Origin of the sequence: Streptomyces eurythermus (assembly GCF_014649115.1) — a bacterium.
GTDB lineage: Bacteria > Actinomycetota > Actinomycetes > Streptomycetales > Streptomycetaceae > Streptomyces > Streptomyces eurythermus.
In genome coordinates, this window is the sequence record NZ_BMSK01000011.1 from 126,849 (window position 1) to 150,816 (window position 23,968).

Annotated in this window: 16 protein-coding genes, 1 tRNA gene and 1 pseudogene; 7 read left to right on the forward strand and 11 right to left on the reverse strand. The window is 68.8% G+C overall.

Features of this window, described 5'->3' with window-relative positions; genetic code table 11:
* Positions 1-37: 37 nt before the first annotated feature.
* Genes IE251_RS21875 through IE251_RS21885 form a run of 3 tightly spaced genes read right to left on the reverse strand, consistent with a single transcriptional unit; the run spans position 38 to position 3,495 of the window.
* Positions 38-1,273 carry a periplasmic substrate-binding domain-containing protein gene (locus tag IE251_RS21875; RefSeq protein WP_189754697.1) on the reverse strand — a complete coding sequence of 412 codons (1,236 nt, stop codon included), beginning with the start codon at positions 1,271-1,273 and terminating at the stop codon, positions 38-40.
* A 5-nt stretch (positions 1,274-1,278) separates the two neighbouring features.
* Entirely contained in the window at positions 1,279-3,321 is a 2,043-nt protein-coding gene (locus IE251_RS21880) for a B12-binding domain-containing radical SAM protein (RefSeq protein WP_267925909.1), read from the reverse strand.
* A 9-nt stretch (positions 3,322-3,330) separates the two neighbouring features.
* Positions 3,331-3,495: a hypothetical protein gene (locus IE251_RS21885; protein WP_189754699.1), complete on the reverse strand. Its 165-nt coding sequence runs from the start codon at positions 3,493-3,495 to the stop codon at positions 3,331-3,333.
* A 687-nt stretch (positions 3,496-4,182) separates the two neighbouring features.
* On the opposite strand from IE251_RS21885, the gene IE251_RS21890 reads away from it, so the two are divergent.
* The 5 genes from IE251_RS21890 (at position 4,183) to IE251_RS21910 (ending at position 10,438) form a co-directional block, all read left to right on the forward strand.
* The gene (locus IE251_RS21890; protein WP_189754700.1) at positions 4,183-5,361 is read left to right on the forward strand and encodes a cytochrome P450; all 1,179 of its coding nucleotides are present in this window, start codon (positions 4,183-4,185) and stop codon (positions 5,359-5,361) included.
* Between the two features lie 86 nt (positions 5,362-5,447).
* Positions 5,448-6,716 (forward strand): MFS transporter, encoded by a 1,269-nt coding sequence (locus IE251_RS21895; protein ID WP_189754701.1) that lies wholly within the window; start codon positions 5,448-5,450, stop codon positions 6,714-6,716.
* A gap of 53 nt (positions 6,717-6,769) precedes the next feature.
* Positions 6,770-8,686 (forward strand): RiPP maturation radical SAM C-methyltransferase, encoded by a 1,917-nt coding sequence (locus IE251_RS21900; protein ID WP_229896895.1) that lies wholly within the window; start codon positions 6,770-6,772, stop codon positions 8,684-8,686.
* Between the two features lie 89 nt (positions 8,687-8,775).
* Positions 8,776-9,279 carry a DUF5825 family protein gene (locus IE251_RS21905; protein WP_189754703.1) on the forward strand — a complete coding sequence of 168 codons (504 nt, stop codon included), beginning with the start codon at positions 8,776-8,778 and terminating at the stop codon, positions 9,277-9,279.
* The gene (locus IE251_RS21910) at positions 9,272-10,438 is read left to right on the forward strand and encodes a cytochrome P450 (protein ID WP_189754704.1); all 1,167 of its coding nucleotides are present in this window, start codon (positions 9,272-9,274) and stop codon (positions 10,436-10,438) included. Before IE251_RS21905 ends, IE251_RS21910 begins: the two co-directional genes overlap by 8 nt.
* Here IE251_RS21910 and IE251_RS21915 read toward each other — a convergent pair.
* The 3 genes from IE251_RS21915 to IE251_RS21925 all read right to left on the reverse strand — a co-directional run bounded on the left by IE251_RS21915 (position 10,435) and on the right by IE251_RS21925 (position 13,268).
* Positions 10,435-11,283, reverse strand: coding sequence for a hypothetical protein (locus IE251_RS21915; RefSeq protein WP_189754705.1), 849 nt, complete (start codon positions 11,281-11,283; stop codon positions 10,435-10,437). The genes IE251_RS21910 and IE251_RS21915 overlap by 4 nt on opposite strands.
* 668 nt (positions 11,284-11,951) lie before the next feature.
* Positions 11,952-12,569, reverse strand: a complete 618-nt coding sequence (locus tag IE251_RS21920; RefSeq protein ID WP_189754706.1) for a site-specific integrase — start codon at positions 12,567-12,569, stop codon at positions 11,952-11,954.
* Between the two features lie 453 nt (positions 12,570-13,022).
* Positions 13,023-13,268 (reverse strand): IS3 family transposase, encoded by a 246-nt coding sequence (locus IE251_RS21925; protein WP_189754707.1) that lies wholly within the window; start codon positions 13,266-13,268, stop codon positions 13,023-13,025.
* A gap of 428 nt (positions 13,269-13,696) precedes the next feature.
* Between IE251_RS21925 and IE251_RS21930 the strand changes: the two genes are divergently transcribed.
* Positions 13,697-13,792, forward strand: a tRNA-Arg gene (locus IE251_RS21930).
* Positions 13,793-14,230: 438 nt separating this feature from the next.
* Here the strand turns inward: IE251_RS21930 and IE251_RS21935 are convergent.
* Positions 14,231-15,136 (reverse strand): annotated as a pseudogene (locus IE251_RS21935) (tyrosine-type recombinase/integrase); the annotation flags it as partial.
* Positions 15,137-15,265: 129 nt separating this feature from the next.
* Here IE251_RS21935 and IE251_RS21940 point away from each other — a divergent pair.
* Positions 15,266-16,927: an N-6 DNA methylase gene (locus IE251_RS21940; RefSeq protein WP_189754708.1), complete on the forward strand. Its 1,662-nt coding sequence runs from the start codon at positions 15,266-15,268 to the stop codon at positions 16,925-16,927.
* A 12-nt stretch (positions 16,928-16,939) separates the two neighbouring features.
* On the opposite strand, the gene IE251_RS21945 is transcribed toward IE251_RS21940, so the two are convergent.
* From IE251_RS21945 to IE251_RS21960, 4 genes are all read right to left on the reverse strand, one after another.
* Positions 16,940-19,087 (reverse strand): UvrD-helicase domain-containing protein, encoded by a 2,148-nt coding sequence (locus tag IE251_RS21945; protein ID WP_189754709.1) that lies wholly within the window; start codon positions 19,085-19,087, stop codon positions 16,940-16,942.
* Positions 19,088-19,127: 40 nt separating this feature from the next.
* Complete coding sequence (locus IE251_RS21950) at positions 19,128-20,342, reverse strand: McrC family protein (RefSeq protein WP_189754710.1); 1,215 nt, start codon at positions 20,340-20,342, stop codon at positions 19,128-19,130.
* The gene (locus tag IE251_RS21955) at positions 20,339-22,210 is read right to left on the reverse strand and encodes a DUF4357 domain-containing protein (RefSeq protein WP_373302038.1); all 1,872 of its coding nucleotides are present in this window, start codon (positions 22,208-22,210) and stop codon (positions 20,339-20,341) included. Before IE251_RS21955 ends, IE251_RS21950 begins: the two co-directional genes overlap by 4 nt.
* 86 nt (positions 22,211-22,296) lie before the next feature.
* The gene (locus IE251_RS21960) at positions 22,297-23,946 is read right to left on the reverse strand and encodes a hypothetical protein (RefSeq protein WP_189754712.1); all 1,650 of its coding nucleotides are present in this window, start codon (positions 23,944-23,946) and stop codon (positions 22,297-22,299) included.
* Between the last annotated feature and the right edge of the window lie 22 nt (positions 23,947-23,968).

The following is a 23,968-nucleotide window of genomic DNA, read 5'->3' on the forward strand; positions in this document are numbered from 1 at the left end:
GGCCTTCCTTCGTAGCGAGATCACCGTTTGCCGGGGGTCAGGGGGAACCGGCGCTCCAGCTGAAGCGGGGGAAGCGCACGGCGTCCATCGACGGCCAGGGCCGGCCCGCCAGTGCCTCGTGCTGCAGCCAGTGGCCCCTGAGCCGCAGCAGCGGCAGGACCGGGCACTGCTCGCGCACCGCTCGCCGCAGCTCGTCGGCCGCGTCCTCGTCGTCCGGGTCCTCGGACAGCCGGCGCAGCAGCGGCGCGAGGACCGGGTCGCGGCGTGCCGGGTCGAGCAGGTCCAGGGCGCCGATCGGATCCGCGAAGAGCGGGCCCCGCAGGGCGAGGAGCAGGTCGAAGGACTGTGCCGAGCCCGAGACGAAGTCGGCGGGTGCCAGCTCGACCTCGACGCCGAGGTTCTCGGTCAGCTGGGCCGCGACCTCTTCGGCCACGTCCAGGTTGGGGTAGTAGTCCCAGTACCCCAGGCGCAGGCGTTCACCGGCGCCGGCGGTGCTGGGCGGTGCTTCGACGTGGTGGTCGGGCGCCGCCGACTCCACGCCGTTCCAGCACCGGGCGACCAGGCGCTCGTAGCGGAGCGCGCCGAGGATCCGGCGGCGGAACTCCGCGTCCCGCACCGCCGACCGGCTGTCGGGGACGACCTCCAGGCACATCTCGATCGCGGTCGGTGCCGTGTGGAACGCCCGGCTGTCCGCGAAGTCCGTGACGCGGTCGAGCGGAAACGCCGTCGCGCACGTCACGTCGACCTCGCCCCGCCGGAACCGCTCCGGGGCACCGTGCGGATCCCGGCGTACGAGCACCCGCACGGGTGGTGTACCGGCCCTGACGGGTTCGAGCCAGTACTCGTCGTCGGTGGTGCGCACGGCACGCTGGTACGCGCCGGAGGACAGCTGTCCGCACGGTGAGATCGGAGCGAGGTCGACGCTCTGGAGCAGGCTGGGCAGGTGCGGCACCGGGCGGCGGAGCTCGATGACGAGCGTGTCCTTCGAGGTGCGGACCGCGCGGATGTCGAGCAGGAACCGCTGGAGCGACGGCACCGTGAGCGCGGTCCGGATCGCCCGGGCGTGATCGCTCGCACGCACCGGGCTCCCGTCGGAGAAGGACGCGCCCTGCTGGACGCGGTAGTGCTGGCTGAGCCCGTCGTCCGTGACCCAGAGCAGGTCGAGCCGGCTGTGCTGGCTCGCCGAGGCGAACCAGCGGCTCAGGTAGTCGCCTCCCGTCGGTCCGTGCCATCGGATCGGGTCGTCGTCCACCTCGACGACGACGGGGCGCATGGCGCTCACGTGGCCGGGAGGGGGTTGTCGGCCAACAGCGGAGTCCGCTCCGGGGCGTCCGGCGAGGCGTCGATCCGGGCACACAGTCCCGCCACCGCCGTCGCGACCTCACGCAGCCGGCCGGGGGCGGCCTGGGCGAGGAGGGCTTCGCGTTCCCCGGGCCCGCGCGGCATGAGGGCCTGGAACATCTTGGCCTGTGCCGGCGTAAGACGGAGAGTCGACACCTCCGCCTCGCTCGCGCGGTACACGACCACGACGGTCGGGCGGTCCAGCTCCGGCTCCCAGGTGATCTCCCTCGGGTCGGAGACCATCGCGACGACGTCGACGTCGAGGTCCGCGGTCAGGAAATGCGGCTTCTCCTCCACGGTGGCGGGCCGCCGGTACACGTTGACGAGTTCTTCCTCGACCTCGTCGCCGCGGAACTCCGCGAGCATCGAGTCGTACGTGAACAGCGCCTTGGCGGTTCGCGCGTGCGCGCCGTCCAGCTTCGCCAGAATCTCGTCGAGCGCTTCCTCGACCGGCAGGGCGGACCGCTCCAGCAGCGCGTCGATGACTTCCACGTACGTGAGCCCCGCGCCCTGCTTCAAAAAGCGCAGCAGGTGGTAGTAGCGGCGCGTGAAGTACCGTGAAAGGCGCAGCACGTCCTGGTAGTAGTCGTATTCCCGGTTTCCGCTGCGGATGAAGCTGAAGCCGGTGAAGATCTCCGCCTCTTCCTTGATGAGCGCGCGGACGTCCGGCGGGAGGAAGGTTCCCATGACGTCGAGTTCGCCCTCGAGCGGTTCGAGTTCGGTCCGGTACTCATCGGTGATCTCGGCACCCGGAAGCGGCTGGAGCACGCTGAGGTCGCTGTTGACGGCCCCGTAGGCGATCGCGTCGAACACGACCTCCAGGGACTTCTCGAGGTCTTCGGCGGCTTCCTCCGGGTACCCGACGATCGTGTTCGTCTCGAACTGGATGCCGACTTCCTGGGCGGACCGGAAGAACTCGTAGGTCCGCTTCGTCGAGGGCATCTTCAGCATGGACTTGAGGATCTTCTCCGATCCCGCGTCCGTGCCGCAGAAGATGTTGAAGCACCCCGCATCGGCCATACGGCGCAGAAGGGACGGATTGACGTTGTCCGGCCTGACCGCGCAGCCCCACTCGAAGGTGTCGTTGTGCTCGGCGAAATAGGACACGAACTCGTCGAGATACGTGCGCTTGTTGGCGAAATTGTCGTGCAGGAAGTTGAACTGGGTGACTCCGTAGGCGCGGTGCAGGAACCGCAGCTCCTCGAGGATGACCGCGGGGTCCTTGATCCGGAAGTCACGGTCCCAGAACGTCGACGTCATGCAGAACTTGCACGAATAGGTGCACCCCGAGCCGATGTGCACATCGAAGATGTGCGGGGTCGAGAGCCGGATGTAGTCGCCCATCGGGACGGCGTCGTACGCGGGCATCGGCACGAGGTTCAGGTTCGTGGTCGGCTGCGGCCCGCTGGACACGACCTGGCCGTTCTCACACGACCAGAAGCCGCGCACCCCGGCGGGATCGGTCCCGTCGGCGAGGGCGTCCGCGAGAGCGGTGATCGCGAGTTCTCCCTCGCCGCGGCACACGAAGTCGACGCAGTCGGCGAAGCGCGGGAGGGCGTCGGGGAAGACACCGAACGTCCCGGGTCCACCGAGCACCACCGTGACATCGGGCCGGAGCAGCTTGACCCGGCGCCCGATGAGAAGGCACGACGGGAGGGTGTCCGCGAGGCAGGTGAGGCCGAGCACGTCGGGATCGCCGGCGAGCAGGCGCTCGCAGGTCTGGTCGAGCCAGTCGTCGTCACCTGGCTCGAAGACACCGATCCGGTGCTCGTACTCCAGGTCGACGACGACGGTGGGGTGGCCATGCGCCATCAAAGGCGAGGCAATGCAGAGAAGTCCGAGAGGGACGAAGAAAGGGGAATTGACGTCGGAATTGATCAGGGGTCGGCCCAGCGTCACGTGAACGTTCCGCGTGGACGACCGGACCGACACCTGGCCCTCCCCGGCAAATGAGAGGGCCAGTCGTTTCGGAGTCGCCATCAGATGCGTTCAGCAGCGCCGCGCGACGATGGCACCCAGGGTGGCCGACGACAGGGAGATGAGCTCCACGTCGTCGACGAGGTCAAACCCTTCGCCATCGGTGAAAAGCACCATGTCCGGCTCCGCCTCGGTCATCGCGATCACCGGACGCTCCTGCAGTTCCTGCGTCATCATTGTCCTTTCTTTACCTCGACTCGCACCAACGCCTCCATCCCATACAGGTCTTGAGGCCCTGTCAATGGTGAGCGCACACCTGATCCGATGCGGCATCCGATCCCGGTTCCCGTCGGCGAACGGCGGGACCCCCACCGGTCGTTCGATTCCGCTCCTCCCCCGGCCGTCGACGCGGGAGGGCACGAATGCCCAGGTCAGGACCCTTGTCACGCCGGAGCATGGAGGAGCACCTCGCCGCTCCGGATGGGCGCTGTTCCGCGACGCGGGAACCACTGACGACCCGAGCGATTCGGGCCATTTCACATCGCCGAAATATTGTTTCGGACACATGCCCGATCTCCGCCGGGCGACGGATTCAGTGCCTTCCTGCCTCTTGCCGGGCTTGATCAATTCTGGGTAGGGTGCTTCGGGTCGGAACAGCGCCAAGCGGAGAGGTCATCGATCGACGGTGCCCGCCTTCACCGGGCGAAGGCCGGTATGGCCGGTTTTCCGCCCTGTGACGCAAGAAGATCGAGCACCGGAATCCACAGGCCGCGGAAGCCGATTCGACGATCACACCATTCAGCGAGCATCGGCCCCATTGTTCATGTGTCTTCCGTTATGGGACTTCGGAACGGAGCTAGGATTGTGACGTCTTCGCAGGCCAACGTTTCCGATCCGGAATTCACGGCGATCCCGTACTTTCCGATGCCTCGGGCGTCCGGTTGTCCGCTGGATCCGGCACCCGGGCTCGCCGAGCTTCAGGAGCGGGCGCCGCTGGTCCGGGTCCGGCTGTGGGACGGCAGCACTCCATGGCTGGTGACACGCCACGCGGAGCAGTGCGCGCTGCTGTCGGACCGCCGGGTGAGCGCCGACTGGATGCAGCCGGGCTACCCGTTCCACACCCGGTTCCTGCGCGACCACCACAGCGAAGGCCAGTTCCTGACCGCCATGGAGGGCCCCGAGCACCTCCGGCTGCGCCGGATGATCGCCCGGCCGTTCACCCCCCGCATGGTCGAGAAGCTGCGGCCCACGATCCAGCAGGTCGTCGACGACCGCATCGACACCCTGCTGGCCGGCCCCAAGCCGGCGGACTTCGTGTCGGAGTTCGCCCTGCCGATCCCGTCCAGGGTCATCTGCCACGTGCTCGGCGTCCCCTACCAGCACCACGACTTCTTCCATCACGCCATCAGGGCGGTGACCGAGAGCGACGTCCCGGCCGAGGTCGCGAGCAAGTCCGAGCGCGAGCTGTACCTCTACCTGGCCAAGCTGATCGGCCACAAGCTCGCCCACCCCGATGACGGCCTGCTGTCCCAGCTCGCCACCGAACGCCTGGCCACCGGCCAGCTGAACCGGCACGAACTGGTGATGCTGGTCCTGTTCCTGCTGATCTCGGGGCACGAGACCACGGCCAGCATGATCGCGCTGGGCACGCTGGCCCTGCTGCTCCATCCCGACCAGATCGCCGTGCTGCGGGACGCCGACGAAGCGGGAGTCGCGGGCGCCGTCGACGAGTTGCTGCGCTACCTGACCACCGTCCAGCCCGGCCGCCGCCGCGTGGCCGTGGAGGACATCGAGATCGCCGGACAGCTGATCCGCGCGGGCGAGGGCCTGATCCTCCCCGAGGAGATCGGCAACCGCGACGAGAGCGTGTTCCCCGACCCGGAGACGCTGGACCTGCGCCGCGACGCCGGCCGGCACCTCGCCTTCGGGTTCGGTGCGCACAAGTGCACCGGCCAGCCGCTGGCCCGCCTGGAGCTCCAGGTCGTGTTCACCGCCCTGTTCCGGCGCATCCCGACCCTGGCCCTGGCCGTCGACCTCGACGACCTCCCGTTCATGGACGACGGGCTCGGATACGGCCTCAAGGGAATGCCGGTGAGCTGGTAAGTGAACAAGGCCGAGCAGGAGCCGAGTCCGCCCGTGATGGTGGAGAACGTCCCAGACCACCGGATACACCAGGGGGAACCCGCAGCATGACCGGCACCACGGAGGTCCTTGACGGATCGGCGGCGGTCGACGCGGCACGAAGCGTCACGCGTCCGTTCTACATCTACGCCGTGCTCTCCAACTCGATGTTCCAGCGCGGCGTGTTCGTCATCTTCCTCTACCAGCAAGGCTTCTCGGCCGGGCAGGTGGCCGTCCTCCAGACCCTGCTCTTCCTGGTCAGCGGACTCGCGGAGCTGCCGACGGGAATCATCGCCGACCGGGTCGGCAGGCGCGCCAGCATCGTGATCGGCCAGGTGCTGGTGGCCGGATGCCTGCTCGGTCAGGCCGCGACCTCCGACTACTGGCTGTTCCTGGCGCTGTTCATCGGCCAGGGCGTGGGCATGGCCTGCGTGTCCGGTTCGGACACCGCCCTGCTGTACGACCTGCTCGTGCGCCGTGGCGCGACGAGCGGCTACGTCAGGATCAGGTCCCGGTTCACCATGCTCGGGACGGTCACCTCGGGGCTCGCCATCGTCCTCGGCGGCCAGTTGCAGCGGTTCTCCTGGGGAATCGTCTACGCCGCTTCGGCGTCGTGCCTCGTCGTGGCCGTACTGGTGCTGCTGGCCCGGGTGCCCGAGATCCGCGGCGCGGACGAGGTGGACAAGCAGGACGGAGCCGGGAAGGAGCACGGCGACACCACGGCATGGCGGGCGATGCTCCGGGTCGCCACACCGGCGCTCGTGACGCTCGTCGTGGTGTCCGGACTGATGCACGCCACGCTGACGCCGTACATCATCTTCACCCAGAAGACGCTCGCCGATCAGGGCGCGAGCACCGCGCTGGTCAGTGTGGTCGTCTCGGCGGGATTCTTCATCGGCGGCCTCACTCCCCTGCTGTCGGACCGCGCCGACCGGCGCGTCGGGTACCGGATCATCGCCCCGCTGTCCCTCCTGGCGCTCGCCGCGGCGCTCGGTCTGACCGGCCTCGGCCTCGTCTGGGTCACCATCGCCGCGTTCCTGCTCCTGGTCGGAATTCCCGAGATCACCGCCGTGCTCGTGGACAACGTGTTCAACGAGGCGGTGCCGTCGCGCCACCGGGCGAGCCTGCTGTCGATGATCGCGTTCGTGGAGTCGGTGCTCATCGGCATCGGCTATCTCGTCCTCGGCGCGCTCATGGGCGGACTGGGCTCCAGCGCGGGCATGGCCGTCTACGCCGCGGTCCCCCTGCTGGCGTGTCTCCTGTGGCTCCCCGTGCTCATCCGGGGAACGCGCGTGACCACCGAAAGCGAGCGGACCGCCGGCCCGAAGGAATCCTGAAACAGCCCGTTTCGGACAACGCCCCCGATCGATGAGGAGCCGAAGTGGAACTGATGCAGATCGGGCACACACAACCGGTGCCGGATCTCACCCCGCCGGTCGTGCACGAGGACGCCCTTTCGGTTGCGCTGGTCTGCATGCCCTGGGCCGTGGTCGACATGCCCTCCCTGGCTCTGAGCACGATCGCCCCGTTGTTCGAGCGGCGCGGGGAGGTCGAGAAGCTCGACGTCGTCTACGGCAACATCCGGTGGCTCGACCATCTGGTCCGGGAGGCGGGCCTCGAACGCGGGCACTACGAGCTGATCGTCGACGCCGAGGTGTTCGGGGTCGGCGAATGGGTCTTCTCCAGCTGCTTCCGCCCCGGGGTCGACCCCCGCCACACAAGCTTCTACGACCTCGTGCGCGACAGCGAGCACGTCGACGCCTACTGTGCGATGTTCCGCGCGGCGCCCGCCTTCATCGACGAGCTGGCCCGGGACCTCGTGGCGTCGGGCGCCGACGTCCTGGGCCTGACGTCGACCTTCGACCAGAACATCGCCTCGTTCGCGCTCGCGCACCGCGTCAAGGAGCTGCGGCCGGACGTCGTGACGATCCTCGGCGGGGCGAACTGCGACGGCGTCCAGGGCACGGCGGTCCACCGCGCCCGCCCGGAGTTCGACTACGTGATCCGGGGGGAGGCGGAGCACTCGATCGCGCCGCTCATCGCCCACATCGCGGAATGCCGTAGCGGTGACGGGAAGAAGGACGACGGGCCGCTGCACACCGTGCCCGGCCTGTGCTGGCGGTCCGACGCCGACGGAACCACGGTCAGCAACCCCATCGGGCGGACGCCCGTCTCCATGAACGTGGTGCCGGAGCCCACCTACGATCACTACTTCCGCGATCTGGGGAAGTCTCCGGCCGCTCCGTTCATCGACGTCAAGATTCCGCTGGAGGCCAGCCGCGGTTGCTGGTGGGGCGCGAAGCACCACTGCACGTTCTGCGGCCTGAACGGGTCGGCCATGACCCATCGCGCGAAGCCCGCCGAGCGCGTGCGGGCGGAGGCCGGCCGGGCCATCCGCCGGCACAACGTGCTCGACCTGGTGTTCTCCGACAACATTCTGGCGCCCGAGCACGTCGTGCAGCTGACCACGGATCTGGCGCTGCCCGCCGAATGGGACGTCCGGCTGTTCGCCGAGGTGAAGTCGAACCTCAACTTCAGCCAACTGGAGTCCCTCGCACGCGCCGGCTTCACGCAGTTGCAGCCGGGTATCGAGAGCCTCTGCACGCCCATCCTGCGCATCATGCGCAAGGGGGTGACCGGGTGGCAGAACGTGCGGTTCCTGCGGGACTGCGCCACCTGCAGGATCTACCCGTCGTGGAACATCCTCCTGGGCTTCCCCGGGGAGCAGGACAGCGACTACGAGGCGTTGATCGACTCACTCCCGGCCCTCCATCACCTGACGCCGCCCGCCGGGGCGTTCCCGATCAAACTGGAACGCTTCAGCCCCTACTTCGACGATCCCGCCCTCGGTCTGCAGGCTCTCGGCCCCTCGCTCAACCTGGTGAGCGCTTACGAGGGGGTGGCGGAAGGTCTCGACGACCTCGTCTACGTGTTCGAGTCCAAGCCGGCCGGCCTCTCCCCCGAGACGGGCGAGCTGTTGCTCGAGGCGGTCGCGAACTGGAAGGCCACCGCACCGGTCTCCCGGCTGGTCGTCCTGCCGGCGCCGGACGACTCGCTCGTCGTCATCGACGACCGGCCCGCCTGGCCCTCCCGTGAGCTGGTGCTGAGCCCGGGTCTCGAAGCCGAGGCGTACCGGGCGCTGGCCAAGGGCAAGACGCTTCCCGCGCTCGCTTCCGCGATGCGCTCGCTCGGGATCGCCGTGCGGGAAGGACAGCTCGAAGAGCTCGTCGAGAACTGGACGGAGCTCGGCATCGTCTTCCATGAGGACTCCACCTATCTGGCGCTCGCGACGGGATTGCGTTGGTGACGAAGGACGGGACTGCATTGGTGACGAAGCAGACGGCAGAGCGGCGGTCGAGCCGCCGGAGGCTCTTCGCGCCGGTGGATCTCCACTCCGTGCGGAGCAGGGAGGACCTCGTCGCCCTGAGCCGGTCGGGATACGCCGGGATCCGGCTGGCCGGCCACTTCGCCATGCCGGAGATGGGCGACGCCGAACTGGTCTCCTTGATCGCGCTGCTCCGTGACGCCCGCGGGGTCGGTCTGCGGGTTTCGTGGAGCGGCGACTGCGGTGCCCTGAAGGTCGGGGGCCTTTGCCACCTCGACCCGCCGCGGCGGCCGGACGGCTCCTTCGCGTGGTCGGCGCGGCAGGGAGGATCCCTCGTCGTCCGGCGCGGCCCGACGTTCCTGGCCGTGGAGGACACGCGCCACGGGGGGCGCCGCCGCATCGACGTCGACCGCTCGGAACCGGCGGCGGCCGTCCTCGACGAGAGCCGCTGGGGGCGCACGCTCACCCCCGCCGAGTCGGCCAGTCTGGACGCTCTCGAACTGCACGACCTCGTCTTTCGTGCCGGCGACCACGGTGTGGGCATCGCCGTGAGACAAGGAGTCTGGTGTGTCTGAAGGCCACGTCCTCTTCCGCAGGACGCTCGACGAGCGGACGGTGTTGCGAGGGCCGGGCGACCCGGCCGCCGCCGTCGTCCCCATGCGCATGGGTACGGCCGGGCTGGGGCTGCTCGTCAACGATCACCGCGAAGCCACCCGCATCCTGTCCGACGTCGAGACCTACGGCAGCGCGGGCGAACTCATGGCGAGCGTTTTCGACGAGCCGGACCAGCCGCATCCGGACGCGTCGTCCGAGGCGGTCTTCTCGGTCAACCAGACCGACGGGGAAGAGCACCGTCGGGTACGGCGCGCGCTCCGGAGGGTCATCGACACCCGCGTGCGCGATGTCTCGGACCAGCTGATCCAGGATGTGCGGCAAGTGGTCGAGAGCGCCCTCGCCCTGGGAGGGTTCGACGCGGTCGCGTCGATCGGCGTGCCCATCGCCGACAGCGTGATGTCGCGCCTGCTCGGGCTCGACGGGAACCTCGTCTCGGCCTTGAGGACCGCGGTGTACGAGGGCTGCCCGGTGCGCGAGCTCGACGCCACGCTCGTCGACTGGGTGGGCGACAGGCGTGCCGACCCCGCCGATGACCTCGTGTCGGACCTGATGGCGGAGCTTCCCTCCCTCGACGACCGACAGGTCGCGGCGAACACTCGGCTGCTCGCGCTGTCGGGTGTCGAGGTGTTGGCGGCGCTGATCACGAATGGACTCCTCTGCCTGGCGCAAGATCCGAAGACCCAGAGTCTCGTGCGCGATGACGAGAAGCTGCTGCCCGGTCTCGTCCATGAGGTGCAGCGGTACGCGAGCCCGATCGCGCGGGGGATCTACCGGATGACGAAGGAGTCGTCCGTGATAGGCGGGTACGCGGTTCCCGCGGGTACCTTGCTCATCATCGGGGTGGACGTCTGCAACAGGGACACGTCCGTGCTTCCTGACGCTCACAGGTTCGACCCCACTCGCGACCGGGATTTCGAGTACCTGACCTTCGGCCGCGGGAAGCATTCATGCCTGGGCATTCCGGTCACACGTCTCATTGCGGCGCAGGCCCTGCGCGTGTTCCTCTCGGGAACGACGAGCTTCGGCCTGACCGTGGAGCCGTCAGAGCTGCGTTTCCACGACACCGCGGTCATGAACGGTCTCGCCGAACTCCCGATGTGGGTCGAGCGCGCGAACTAAGCGGTGCAGATCACCGTGACGAAGAGCGAGCGGGGCCCGAAGTGGTCCGTGTTCGTGGCCCGGACGGTCCAGCCCGTCGCTGTCGGGCCGGACTCGTTGAAGAGGACGTCCGGGGAGCCGGAGGCGCCGCCGCCCAGCGGTACCTTACCGGCCGGGCATTCCGCGTGGGCACTGCCGACGGCGTCGGGTGCCAGTTTCGAGGTGTCGCTACGGCCGTAGGTGGGCTGCGTGTCGGCGCAGGCAGCGACGGCCCGGACGAACGACGGGGGCGCGTCCGGATCGAAGTCCGTGTACTTGGCCCGGGCGTTCCACCTCCTGGCCATCGGGTAGCCGGGCACGTCCAGCATGCTCAGGAAGGTCAGATCGCCGGCCTGGCCGCCGCCGCCCACGGTGTATTGGGTGCCGCACTCCGCGGTGCTGTATTCGGCTCCCTCGCCGGGCTGGACCGGGACGTCCGGGCCGATCTGCTGGGTGACGGACGGGTCCGTCGTACAGATGACCCGGGGGTGCACCGTGTGCGCCTCGTCGCTCTTGTTGTAGGCCCGCACCCGCCAGCCGTTCGACAGCGGGGCCGACTCGTACAGGAAGACGGCGGCGGCCGGGTCCGTCTGGACCGTGGCGCCTCCGCCGGTGGGCCGGGTGCCCTGTGGGCAGTAGGCCGCCGCTGTCCCGGCCCGGCGTGGATAGAGGATCAGGGGATGGCCCGGTTCCTGGGTGACCGTGGGCACGTCGGCCGGCAGCGGCGTGTCGGCCCGGGTCACCGGGGCGGCGGTCGGCGCGGTGAGCGGCAGCACGGCGGTGAGCAGCGCGCCGGTCGTCAGTACGGTGCTCCGAAAACGGCCCATGGCGTCCTCCTGGTGCGCCTCAAGCGCCTCACCATGGCCATCCTGGTGCGCCGGGCCCGCAACACGGCTCGGCCCCACCACTCCGCCGCCACGGAGATCCACCAGAAACGGCCGAGGGCCGGTTTCGGATGTCTCCGAAACCGGCCCTGACCTGCGACTGTCTCCAGTCGGGACGACAGGATTTGAACCTGCGACCCCTTGACCCCCAGGAGTAAGGGGTATCTGATTTGCCCGCATATACAGCGAGAAATCAGGGTGCATAGCGTGCGGTGCCGTGCGTGCCGTTCAGGTGCGCGGACACCGTCTGGTCCCCAACTGGTCCCCAAGGGGCGTGTCGTCCTGCCTCTTCGAAATGGCTCCTGCGTCTGACGCCCGGTGCATCGCAATGTGCTCGTCCAACGCTATGGAGCCTCGCGAAGGTCCGCAAACCCCCCGCCCTCCTCGTCCGTGGCTGCCCGACGTCCGGGCCTGCGTGCAGCCACCGACAGGAGCCGGCGGGCTCCACAGGCAGTGGGCAACGCCCGCCGTCGCACCGAAGAACGGGACGGTCAAGACAGCTTCGAAGCGGCTCTACTGGCCTCAGGCCACGACGGCCATCTGTCTGCGCGGTCGGGGAGCACAGGGCTCCCCGACCGCAGCCCGTTACCTGGAGGCAGTGATGGCCGTGGTCAACCCGCGGATCGCTGCCTCGCTACAGATTTCAGGGCAACATGCCTGGACTCACCCTCTGTGCTGACGGCGAAGGCGGCTTCGATGAGGTCGTTGGCGGCTTCCCTCGACTGCTGGAAGCAGTACAGGAAGCGCCGTACGAGCGAGGACGCGCTGACACCGACGCGCTCGGCGACCATGAGGACGTCCAGGGCCGTGCGGTGATCCTTCAGCCACGTTGAGATGCGGGCGTCTCGCAGGTCACCGACACTCCTGGCGAGTGGTGAGTCGATCTCGTGGGTCTCAAGGACCGCTTCTCGCGCTTGACGCCACACCCTGCGGTAGATCGCATCGGACAACGGCAGCCCGTCCTCGCGGGTGAACATCGCATCTTCGGGGTGTAGTCCTCGGCGTGCGACCTCGGCCCTCAGGATCTCTACGAGTTCCGGACACGCAGGAACGACTCGCGGGGCGCCCGTCACGTTGCCTGTGACCGCGTCGCTGCCGCTGAGAGGGCGGGGACGGATCACAAGAGCGCCGGATTCGCCGTCGGGCAGCTGCGTGTCACGAACCCGCAGCGCAAGCGCCTCCTGGGGCCTCAGCGCTGCGAAGGCGATGGATGACAGGAAGGCCCGCAATGTACGCCCGTTCCGTGCGCGTCGGCCAACCCATTCCAGAAGGGCATCACGCTGAAGGTCCGACGGGAGGGACTTTTCATCAACAACAGCAACTGGCATAGACGGAACTCCTCGTACCTGGGGATGGACGTGCCGCGGTGCAGGGCGCCGAGGCCTGCCCGCAACGACCTGTTAAATGCTCCAGAAGATCGCCGATTTACCCAACCGGCGATGTCGTGTTATCAACCGCCAGCCGAGCCCGGCTTAGCTTGCAACAGCACGCCGCGAGGGTGGACCGTTCGGGCGATAGCCTTGCGCTTCATCTCTGAGCAGCACTCACCCAACTCTTCACTGTGAGATGACCCGTGTTTCACCGTCGACCAGGTCCGGCGGGCCGGGCGCCGATGGCTCCGGCATGGTGGTCCTCCGCCGCTACCCGCGGATCACGCCCTCCAGGCCCAGCTCGTCCATCAGTCATTCCACGGTGTTACGGGCCACGACGACGCCCTTGCGCCGCAGGGCGCGGGTGATCCGCCGGACCCCATAGGTGCCGCCCGACTCGGCGTGAACCTGCTCGATCAGCCGCATGAGCTGCTCGTCACGGAGCCGGCGCGCCGACTTCGGCCGCTTCTTGCGCGCGTAGTAGGCGGACTCGGACCAGCCGAGCACTCGGCATACGGGCCCAACCCCGAAGCCGCTGTCCTTCAGGCTGTCGATCACCTGGTCGGCCTCGTCCGGGGACGGTCGAGCTCCTAGGCAAAAGCGAACTTGCCGCTCTGAGGACCTCGTTCGCCCGCCTCAGCTCCGCTACCTCCTTGCGGCGTTGCTTCAACTCGGCAAGCACGGCACTGGTCAGCCGGTCGTCGCGTTCGCCGGCGTCCACCTCGGCCTGGCGGACCCAGCCGCGCAGGGCCTCCTTGTGGATGCCAGGTCCTTCGCGACATGCGCGATCGGAGGGCCGGTGGTGCGAACCTCGCGGACGGCCCGCTCACGGAGTTCGCCCGGGTACTTACGTGGTGTCGGCACTGCTCGTGGTTCTCCTCCGGGCCAGTGCAACCGACGCGAGTCGCGCAAGCGCCGCACACCTGCCGGTGATCTCTCGCGAGCGCGCCTCCGCCCCAACAGGGTCCGCCCGTGATCGTGTCACCAGCTGAAAGGGAGGGCGCACACACAAGGAGTCGACACTGCCAGACAAACAGCGACGGCCTCCGGAGCCGTGTGCGCAGGTTCGAATCCTGCCGGGGGCACTTCCGGAAAGAGGGCCTGACCAGCGGAAACGCCGGTCAGGCCCTCTTTGCACGGGACTGAAACAGCAACGGCCTACCTTGCCGCTCCTGCTCTCAGTGACGTCGCCCTGACCTGGACTTTTACCGCGCCGGACGCACAGTGTCCCGTATGTCCGATCCCGCGAAAACGATGTCGTGGGACATGCGCGGGACGAAAAGCCTCGGGGAGGGCGGAGAACCCCACCCCCACCCCGTGACCTGTGCCTTTCCCGCCAGCGCGGGTCAACCACATACGGAGCGCGGGGCCGTTGCACTTCGCATCTCACCTCTCCGGCCTGGTTCTTTACCTCGATACGGCGCGGGCTCCCTCTGACATCGGCGCACCCGGGGACGCGCGGGGCATGAGATCCCGTGGGCCACTGGATTGACCGCGAGGAGGTGGACGGTCTTTCGTCCGTATTCGTCCAGAAGCGCGTCGATGCGCCTGTTGGCGAGGGCCTGACGGCCGTAGAGGCATTTCGCGTACCGGGTCATGAGGACCTCGACGCTGTTGCCCGCCCGTTCGGCGACCTCGGTGGGGTCGACGCCGGCGTTCAGCCAGGTGGACAGGGCCGAATGTCGTAGGTCGTAGGGCCGGGCGACGAGGGGAGACGCCACCAGGTCCGGCGGGAGGGCGAGTTCGCGGGCCTCGTGCCAGGCGCGATCGTACGCACTGGAGCCCACGATGCCGCCCTTCTCGTTGAAGAACAGCCGACCGCCGTCCGCGGTGCCAAAGGTGTCGACGCTCTCCCTCCACAGGCGGACGAGTTCGGGTGGAAGCGGCACGACACGCGTATCGCTCGGTGGGCGGCTCTTCAGGCCGCGGAGGTCGTGGTTCCGTCCGCTGTCGGTCCACTTCTTGCCGACGGAGGGGCGGGTGGCGTGCAGGACCGCGGTGCCGTACCCTGCCGCGGGCAGGTCGCAGTCGGGCAGCGTGACGGCCACGGCTTCGGCCGGCCGCAGTCCCGCGTAGTACATCCCAGCGAAGAGGCCGACCAGCCTTCGCCCTCGCGCCCGCTCGTAGCCGCCTATGTAGGAGACCGCGCAGAGCAGGCTCCGCGCCTGCGCGGGGTTGACGACGACACAGGGATCGACCTGCTGGACGGTCTCGGTGATGCGCCAGCTGACGTGGGCCAGGGGATCGGCGCGGAGCCGCCCCAGCTCGATCGCGTACCGCACCGAGTTCACGAGCGTCGTGCGCTTGCGTCGCTGTGTTTCGGCAGCCGCGACCGTGCCGTCCTGCTTCAGCCGGAGAGCCTGCAGCACGCCGCGCATCACGACCGGGTCCGACAAGTCGTCCAGGGGGCGTGAAGCCCGGGCGACCGACCCCGAGGACCTCAATGTCCTGTGCGACGGCCGCGTCACCGTGGTCAAAGTCTGAGTCCACGCACGTTGACGACGTCAACGGCTCACCACTTACCACCAGCCTCTAGCTGCGTGTACGGTCTCCGTATGAGGGATGACGCCAGGGCAGCAGACCCTTTGATCAGCGGGGCCGAGATCGCGCGCCTGGCGGGCGTGACACGAGCCGCCGTGTCGAACTGGAGACGGCGGCACAAGGACTTCCCCTCCCCAGCGGGAGGCAGTTCGAGCGCACCGCTGTTCTCCCTTTCCGATGTACAGGCATGGCTCGCGCAGCAGCGGAAGAGCCACGACGTCTCCGACGAAGTCCGGCTCTGGCAGGCGCTCCGCGCATCGTTCAACGACGACATGATCAGCGGCCTGTCTTCAGTCGCAACATTCCTTTCGACGGGGGATCCATCCGGTCTGGACGCTGCAACGGCATCGATCGTCACCTCCTCGGCGGAGAACGCCACGCCGTCCGATGTAGTCGACGGACTCGCCGAGCGTTACCAGGACTCGGCGCGCCGCAGCGGCTCCGATCAAGTGTCCTCGGCGAGGATCGCCCGGGCGGTCGCTCACTTTGCGGGTCAGTTGCCCGATGGTGCCACCGTCTTCGATCCCGCCTGCGGGATCGGAGTCCTTCTCACGGTCGTGGGGGACGGCGATGGTGTGGTCATTCGCGGGCAGGACATCGCCCCCGCAGCAGCACGGTTCGCGCAACTCCGAGCAGAGTTGAGCGGCCGAGCCGATGCGGTGGTCCAAGCGGGTGACTCGCTGCGGGCGGATGCCTGGCCCTCGCTCCGCGCCGACCTCGTCGTGTGCGAGCCTCCTGCCGCCGGCCCGGACTGGGGGCGTGAGGAACTGCTCCTCGACGCCCGATGGGAGCTGGGCACCCCTTCCAAGGCGGAGGGGGAGCTCGCCTGGCTCCAGCATTGTTACGCCCACACCGCCCCTGGCGGCCGCACGGTGATCGTCATGCCGTCATCCGTGGCCTACCGCAAAGCCGGACGCCGGATCCGGGCGGAACTCGTACGGCGGGGAATCCTCACCCAGGTCATCGCGCTACCAGGTGGAGTCGCCTTCTCCCACTCCGTCTCCGTACTGCTCTGGGTCCTCCGCCGCCCGAAACCGGACGACGGTACTCCGTCACACGTCCGCATGGTCGACCTGACGGGCAACGATCCGGACGGACCGCTGGAACCCAGCAGCGACCAGGTCGCCGATATCCCCCTCATCGCCCTCCTCAATGAGACCGTAGACCTCACTCCGAGCCTTCATGTTCACCGTTACACCCAGGACTTCCGGGCGGAGTACCGGTCTCTGCGCGAAGAGATCGAACAGCAGCTACAAGCACTGGGAAAGCTCCTGCCGACGTTGCGGGAAGGGGCGGGAGAGGACTCTCCGGACACAGCCACGGTCAGCCTGGCGGATCTGTCCCGGGCCGGACTGATCGAGACGGGTGCCGGCGGCCCCCGGTCCATGAGTCCTCAACTCGATACGGACTACCTGCGCGGCTTTCTTCAGAGCGTGTCCAACGTCCGTCGCTCGACCAGTGCCAGCGGAACACACCGTGTGGACGCGCGGGCGGCGCGCATCCCGCAGATGGCGGTCGCCGACCAGCGTCGCTACGGCGCCGTCTTCCGCTCTCTCCAGGAGTTCGAGGAACGCGTCGCGAGTCTGGCCGAACTGGGGAAGAAGGCAGCCGCTCTGGCCCGGGAGGGGCTGACCAGCGGAGCGCTTGTGCCTCCTTCGGACGATTGCGGCGAGTGACCCATCGGCCGGTCAGGAGAGCTCGGCCGGCAGCGGCACGAACGGGCTGGGCATTCCGCTCCAGGACACATGCAGTGCCTCCCTCGCCCGTGTGCATGCGACGAAGAGCAGGCACCGCTCGCGCAGCAGGTCGGCCTCGTGCTGCAATCTGTCCGTCGCGGCCGCGGTCACCTCGCGGGCGAACGGGAGTACGCCGTCCGAGACCCCGAGTACACCGACGCCACGAAACTCCAGCCCCTTCATCGCGTGCATCGTCGCGAGGCGCACCCCTGCCGTCCCCGCCCCCGGCGCCTCCTTGACCCGGACCACGGGAATGCCCCTGGCCGCGAGCCTGTCGTGCACCTTGTCCAGGAGCAGGTGGAAGCGGGCACACACGCCGATCTCCTCGGGGCGCATGCCCTGGCCTATCCACTCCTCGATCCGCTCGACGATCGCATCCGCCTCGGCCTGCTCGGAAGCATGCCCCCTGACCTGAGGGCTTCCTCCGTGGAGCAGTGACCGGTAGCCGAGGAGGCTGTCCGCACCGCCGCCCCCGAGGTCCTCGACGGCTGCCTCCTTCAGAATGCCGGTGGACCAGCCAAGGATCTCCTCCGTGCTGCGGTAGTTGATCCGCAGCCGGGAGCTCCGGCCCGTCACCGCTATACCCAGCGAAGCGAGGGAAACCCGGGAGTCATAGATCCGCTGGTGCGGGTCGCCCGTGATGAACAGGTCGTCGGGTCCGCTGCCCACGGCAACTCGGAGCACCCGCCACTGGGCCGGATGCAGGTCCTGCGCCTCGTCGACGATCACATGGTCGTAATCGTGGCCGTCCGAGGCGGGCCGCTCCGCCAGCAGGCGTGCCGCCTGGGCGCACACATCAAGGTGGGTGCGGCCGCCTCGGGCAGAGAGTTCGGCCCGGAAGAGCTCGATCGCCTCCCAGACTCGCTCTCGCTGTGCCACCGGCAGCGCAGAGCCGCGTCCTCTGCGCACCGCGCGCCTATAGGCGTCGAGCGTGCCGATGTCCTGGGCGAGTACAACGTGGCGGTATTCCTGGGAGAGGAACTGCTCTGGCCACGGAAGGCCGAGGCGTTTGCCGACCCGCTGCCAGATCTGTCGCTCCTCACGGTCTCCGACGAGGGCCAGAGCCCGGCCGCCGGCCGCCTGAAGGACTCGGTGCGCGTAGGCGTTCACCGTCGTCACGTCAACCCTGCGAAGCAGCGCCTCGTCGCCGTCGAGCAGCAGCGCGAGGTTCTCGCGCAGGCTCGCCGCGAGAGCGTTGGTGTATGTGGTGAGCAGGACCCTGCTGTCCTCGGAGCGGGACAGCAGGTGCTTGACACGATGCAGGGCGACGACGGTCTTTCCCGTCCCCGGACCTCCGGTCACCTGGGCCGGTCCGCCGTAGGACACACGGTAGGCGACCCGTCGCTGGGACGGATGCAGGAAGACCCGCCAGGCCGCGAAGGGCTTTTCCAGGATCTCCGCCAGTTCCTGCGGCCCGGTCACGAGCGTGATGCGGCTCCTGGTGTTGTGGATCGCCGACGCGAGGTCGTCCGAGGGGGCGTCCGCGGGACGCCGCGCGGTGACGACGTCGCGGTAGACCTCTTCCGGACTGAAGCCCTCCGCGAGGTACTGGAGGACTTCGAACTGGTCCTCGGGAAGCAGGGTGCCGAACGCGTCCAGCTGGGCCTGGTCCGTAATGGTGCGCACCGCCCGCAGCACCTGTGCGTCGATGCCGAGTTCTCGCAGCACGGTGTCAGAGTGGGCGGCGAAGAGCAGGGTGGGGGCCACCGCAGCCGCCTTCTCGAGGACGGGTGTCAGCTGCTCTATGGCGACGACGTTGCGGACCTCCAGGCCACGGGTGGCCGTGTTGACCGTGTAGAGCCGCTTGGCCGCCCAGCTGTAGGCGTCGTCGTGCGGCACGACATTGATGAGGAGGAAGACGTCGCTGCCGTCGTCCGGGGCGAGGACCACTCCGCGCCAGAAGTCGTTGATGCGGATGGTCCTCATGCGTGGGTCGCGCGCCTTGTCCACCGACTCCAGGTGAAGCCCCTTGTCGGCGTGCAGTTCCGCGACGGTGAGCTGCTGGAACTTGGCCATCGCCTTGCGCACGCCGGCTTTGACGGGCTTCTCCAGCACGTCGTAGCTCTCCCAGAAGCTGTTCGCGAAGGCGAGCTGGGGCACGGTGGGCTCCTTACCTCGTGGCGTGCGGCCGGAAACGATCTTAGAGGGGGTGGGTTCCCGTACCCTCGGCCATCAGCCGGGCCAGCTCCTGGACCGCCCCGAGCAGTTGCGCCGGCTGTCCCTCCAGGTCCAGGACGTGCTGGTGGATGACGATGCCCGCGTTCCGGACACGGTGCGAAGCGTGGAGAGCACCGCCCCTGGCGTAGATCAGGTGTCCCTCGGGCAGATCCAGCGCCGTGCAGTAGGCGAGCATCTGGTACAGGTCGGCGTCCGGGAAGCCGTCCGACTTCTGCGCCTTGTACTTGGCGTCCGCGACGGTCAGCGGGCGGCCGTCGTCCGCGTACCGGAGCAGGTCCGGCCTCATACGGATGCGCCTGCCCGCGTCGAGATGCACTCCCCTGGCCTGGAGGGCGCAGTGCCCGCCGTACGCGGAGAGGGCCTCGCGCAGGGCGACGCAGACGAAGTCCTCGAAGAGTTTGTTCATGTCCAGCAGGAATCCGTCGACGGAGACATCACCCGGCAGGTGCTCGGGCGACCCTCCGCGCAGGACGGTCTCCGCGAGCCGCAGCGCGGGCTGGTACCGGAGATTGAGGCGGCTTGGTCGCCATCGGGGCAGCATGGCGCCGCGCACCAGCGGCTCGGCGTCGGCGAGGCGCGCCCTCTGGTGCTGGAGAACCCGTCGCACTCCGATCGGGACTCGGGGAAGGCTCAGCAACCGCTCGGTCGCCGCCCGGAGCAGCCGGTTCTCGGGGGTGTCGGTCGTGTACTCGTCGTAGGCCACTTCCAGCGGAAACAGCCGACCGTGGTAGCGGCGCACCTGGTCGGTCTCCCTGAGCCGGCCGCGAACGACGGGAGATGCCTCCTCCGTGGGTCGGTAACCCTGGAGCACGCCTTGCCTGAGGGCGCGCTCCTGCGCTCTCGCGTACGTCTGTGCGAGGAAGGGGACGAGCTCCGTGTGCGTCGCCACTTCCACGGCGTCCTCTCGGTGGATCCCTGGGTCCAGGGCGTATCCGAGGAGGAAGAAGACGTGGCCGACCGGCACCTTCGGGGTGATGCGCAGGGTGACGGGCTCCTCCCCCGGGGCCCGCACCACAACGGCTCCGACCTTGCTCCCCGCGCGAAGACGCCATCCTCCGGGGCGGTACGGGTCGGGCGCGGCGTCCACGAACCGCGACGCGGCGAGAGCCCGGCCGAGGGCCGCCGGCAGGTCGTGGGTGGTGTGAGGGGCGTGCTCGACGAGCTCTATGTCGGTCACGCGTGGGGCTCACCGGGGCCGGGGGCCGGTGCGATGCTCGCACGCAGTGCTTCAAGGCCGTAGGCCTTGGCGATGTCGACGCCTTCGCCGTAGTGATGCTCCTCGAGCAGCGGAAGGATCTTGGTGCGCCAGGTGCGGTCGAGTCCGCCTTCCCGGTAGACCGCCTTCTTCATCAGGTACGACGGGCCGATGCGGAAGTCGGGGTCGTCGATCCGCGAGTTCAGCGCGTCCAGCAGGTCGGCCGGCTCGGCACCACGGTCCTGAGCGGCGAGCCAGCGGCGCAGGAGCCCCTTGGTGGGTTCGGTGCGGGGGGAAAGCTCCACGAAGGCGAAGCGCCGGCGCATGGCGGCGTCGACGAGTGCGATGGAGCGGTCGGCGGTGTTCATCGTCCCGATGACGAAGAGGTTGGGCGGGAGGGCGAAGTCGTCGCCCGAGTAGGTCAGGCGGACGGACTTGTTCCGGTACTCCAGGAGGAAATAGAGCTCCCCGAAGACCTTGGCCAGATTGGCGCGGTTGATCTCGTCGATGATCAGGAAGTGCGGAACGTGACGGTTTCCTTCGCGGGAGGCGAGGTCGGCGAGCTCCCGCAGCGGACCGGCCTTCAGCCGGAAGGCGACCTCGCGCGTGTCAGGGTCCTCCTGCGGGCGGAACCCCTCGAAGAAGTCCTCGTACGCGTACGAAGGGTGGAACTGCACCAGCTTGACGCGCTCCGGGCCCCCTCCGAGGAACTCGGCCAGTCTCAGCGCCAGGTGGGTCTTGCCCGTGCCCGGCGGGCCGTAGAGCACCAGCTGCCGCTCGTCCCAGAGGAGGTCCCGCACCTCGCGCAGCCACTCCACGTCGTGGACGAGCAACTCGTCGGCGAGGGGCTGGTCCGGCTCGGGAAGTTCCAGTTCGCGGCGGGCCGCGAGGGCCGGAACCGTCTCGCTCGGATCATGCCCCGCGGACTCCGCGTCGTCAGCGAGTTCCTCGTCGGTCCGGCCGAGGCCGTCGACGAGGCCCTGCACCGAGGTGAGGTCGACGACGTCGGCCTGCACCGAGAGCTTCTGCTGGAGTTCCTCGGGGAGCTCGTCGTAGGCGTAGCCGCTGCTCTGCCAGTCGACGGGACGGCGCAGATTGGAGCGGCCTCCTTCGGAGACGGTCTGCTCGACCGCTCCGGTGATCTCCCCCACGTAGAGCCGGCCGCCGGAGATGCCGCACACGGTGTCACCCGGTTTCATCCGGGAGAGGAACGTGTACAGCTCGTCCACCAGCTCCAGCTTCTGGTTGTAGGTCGCCGTCGTCCCGTAGTCCTCCTCGACGAACGCCCTCAGCCGCTCCTTGCTCGCCCCCTGTTCCACACCCTGGCGCAACCGGGCGGCCGACAGGGTGACCCGCCCCTCGGGGAGCCAGAGCCGGTGGACGAGGTCGCTGCCCGCCACGTTCGAGCCGCGCACCAGCCAGGCGCGGTTGGGGCCGGAGCGCACTCCTTCCATGAAGTCGGAGAGCGGTGTACCCGCTTCCGTGCGCCACTCCTCCCAGCCGTTGCGGGGGGCGCCGACGAGTATCTCGGCCGCTGCGGAGGGAGATCCGCATTCGACGTCGGCGGTCAGCTCCAGCCATCCCGGCCAGCGGTGGGACGGTACGAGGATTCCGGCGGCCCTCAGCTCCTCGCGCCGCTTGAAGGTGCCGCTGAAGTGCTTGGGGAATGACGGCATGACGTGGTCCCGGGCCGGCGAACCGGCCCGGACCAGGAACTTGCGGCTCCCGTTGGTGCCGACGGCGTCGAGAAGGGCACCGGTCGCCCGGTCGATGTCCTCCCCACCGGGCAGCCGCAGCCGGAACTCCGGGAACCGGCCGGGGCTGCCGCCGCTGTCCTCGTTCACGCACACTCCTCGTTCGCGGACGTCGTTCGATCGATGGGGCGAGGTATTCGCCCGAACCATGCCGGGTAAGGACCTTAACCGCCGGACGCACCTCAGGTGAGGGTGTTGGTGAGGTGCGGGCCGATGTATCCGATGAAGAGCCCGTGCTCCGCGCAGGCCGCGTCGTGGTAGTGCAGGCGCGGGGCGACGGTGTTGCCTCCGCCGATCCTCACGTGCGCGCCCATGAACAGCCTGCCGGAGGGCTCCACATGTTCCGGCAAGGGGAAGGTCCGCTCCCTGCGCCAGGCGGCGTTCGACTTCACGGTCTTCGACTCGTCGCGCACGACCTTGCGGGGCGACACGGAGTGCTTGCCGTCCGGGGCGTCCTCGCACCACTGCTTGAAGTCCCGGAAGACAGGACCGCCGGCGCAGGCGTCGGCGGAGGCGTCGGCGTAGTCCCGGAGCGCCAGGAGCGCGTCCCAGGCCATGCGGACCCAGGACGAGCCGTATGCCTGGTCGTCCAGCTCCAGGGTGATCTTCCGGGCGCCGGTGAAGTGCACGCGGGGCATCTCCTCGATCCGCTCCAGGATCTCCGCGAAGGACTCGGGTGCGGCGGGGCCGCTGTCGTCCGGGGCGTACGCGGCTTCGGCGGCACCGAGCGCGAGCAGCCGCTTCTGCACGGTGACGAGCTGCGCTCTGGCCTCGTGCAGTTCCCGGTACTGCTCGTCGTACTCGGCGATCAGGGTGATCTCGTCGCTTCTGGCGCGCTGGAGTTCGTTCTTCAGGTCCCGGATCTCGTCGGCGCGGACCCGCTGTTCACGTCCGGCTTCCTCAAGGATCTCGAACAGGGCATGGTTCTCGTCCCGCAACCGCTCCAGCTCGGAACCGGTGGGGTGCTCGTTGGTACGGGCGCGCAGCACGGGGACCGCGTCCAGTTCCGGTGGCAGCGGTGCCCTGGCAGCGAGGTTCCGGGGCAACTGGGCGAGCAGGCGGCGGACCCGGGCCGGGTTCTCGGTGATGACGCGGTGGGACATGACGCGGTGGCGCTGTCCGTCGGCCGCCCAGGCCGGGTCCACCCCGGGGAGGAACGTCCGGATGCCGCCGCCGAAGACCCGGTGGTACTCCATGGCCCGGTTGAAGTGATGGTCCACCCCCGGCGCGAGGGCGTAGAGGATGGCCAGGCCGGCCAGGGGACGGACCAGGGGGTCCAGGGTCCGCTCCAGCCACGTGTCGAAGTCGGCCCCGTTCGGAGCTGTGGCCATGACGACCGGCAGGCGGCGCTCCTCGTCGCACAGTTCGTCGATCACGGAGTCGAGGTCGGGCGCCTCGACCACCTGGGGCATTCGTGTCACGTCCGCCAGCCCGTCACGGGCCCGGAGGACGTCCAGGAGGCTTCCTGCCAGACGGGGCGTCTTGGCGACCGTCGGCAACGTGTCGGGATCGTCGGGAAGATGCTCGACGTCCAGCTGAACGCGGGTCGGGCGGCTCTCCGTCTGCCGAATCAGCAGGGTCGTCTGCCAGGTGCCGTCCGGGGCGGTCTCCCTCAGCCGCCAGCGCCCGTACGCGCCGGCTGTGCCGGTCGCCGAGTCGTGGTCGAGCGTGACTCCCCGGGCTATCTCGTTGCGGCCCTCGGCGAAAGCCTCGACGTCGTAGTTCTTGGGCGGTTCACGCAGCCAGCCGCGGAGCCGGGCGTCGACCTGGGCTCCCGTGCTGACGTAGTCGAGTCCGCTGGTGACGACCATCCGGTAACGACGTGTGTCCATGGTGTGTTCCTTCGTGCGCCGG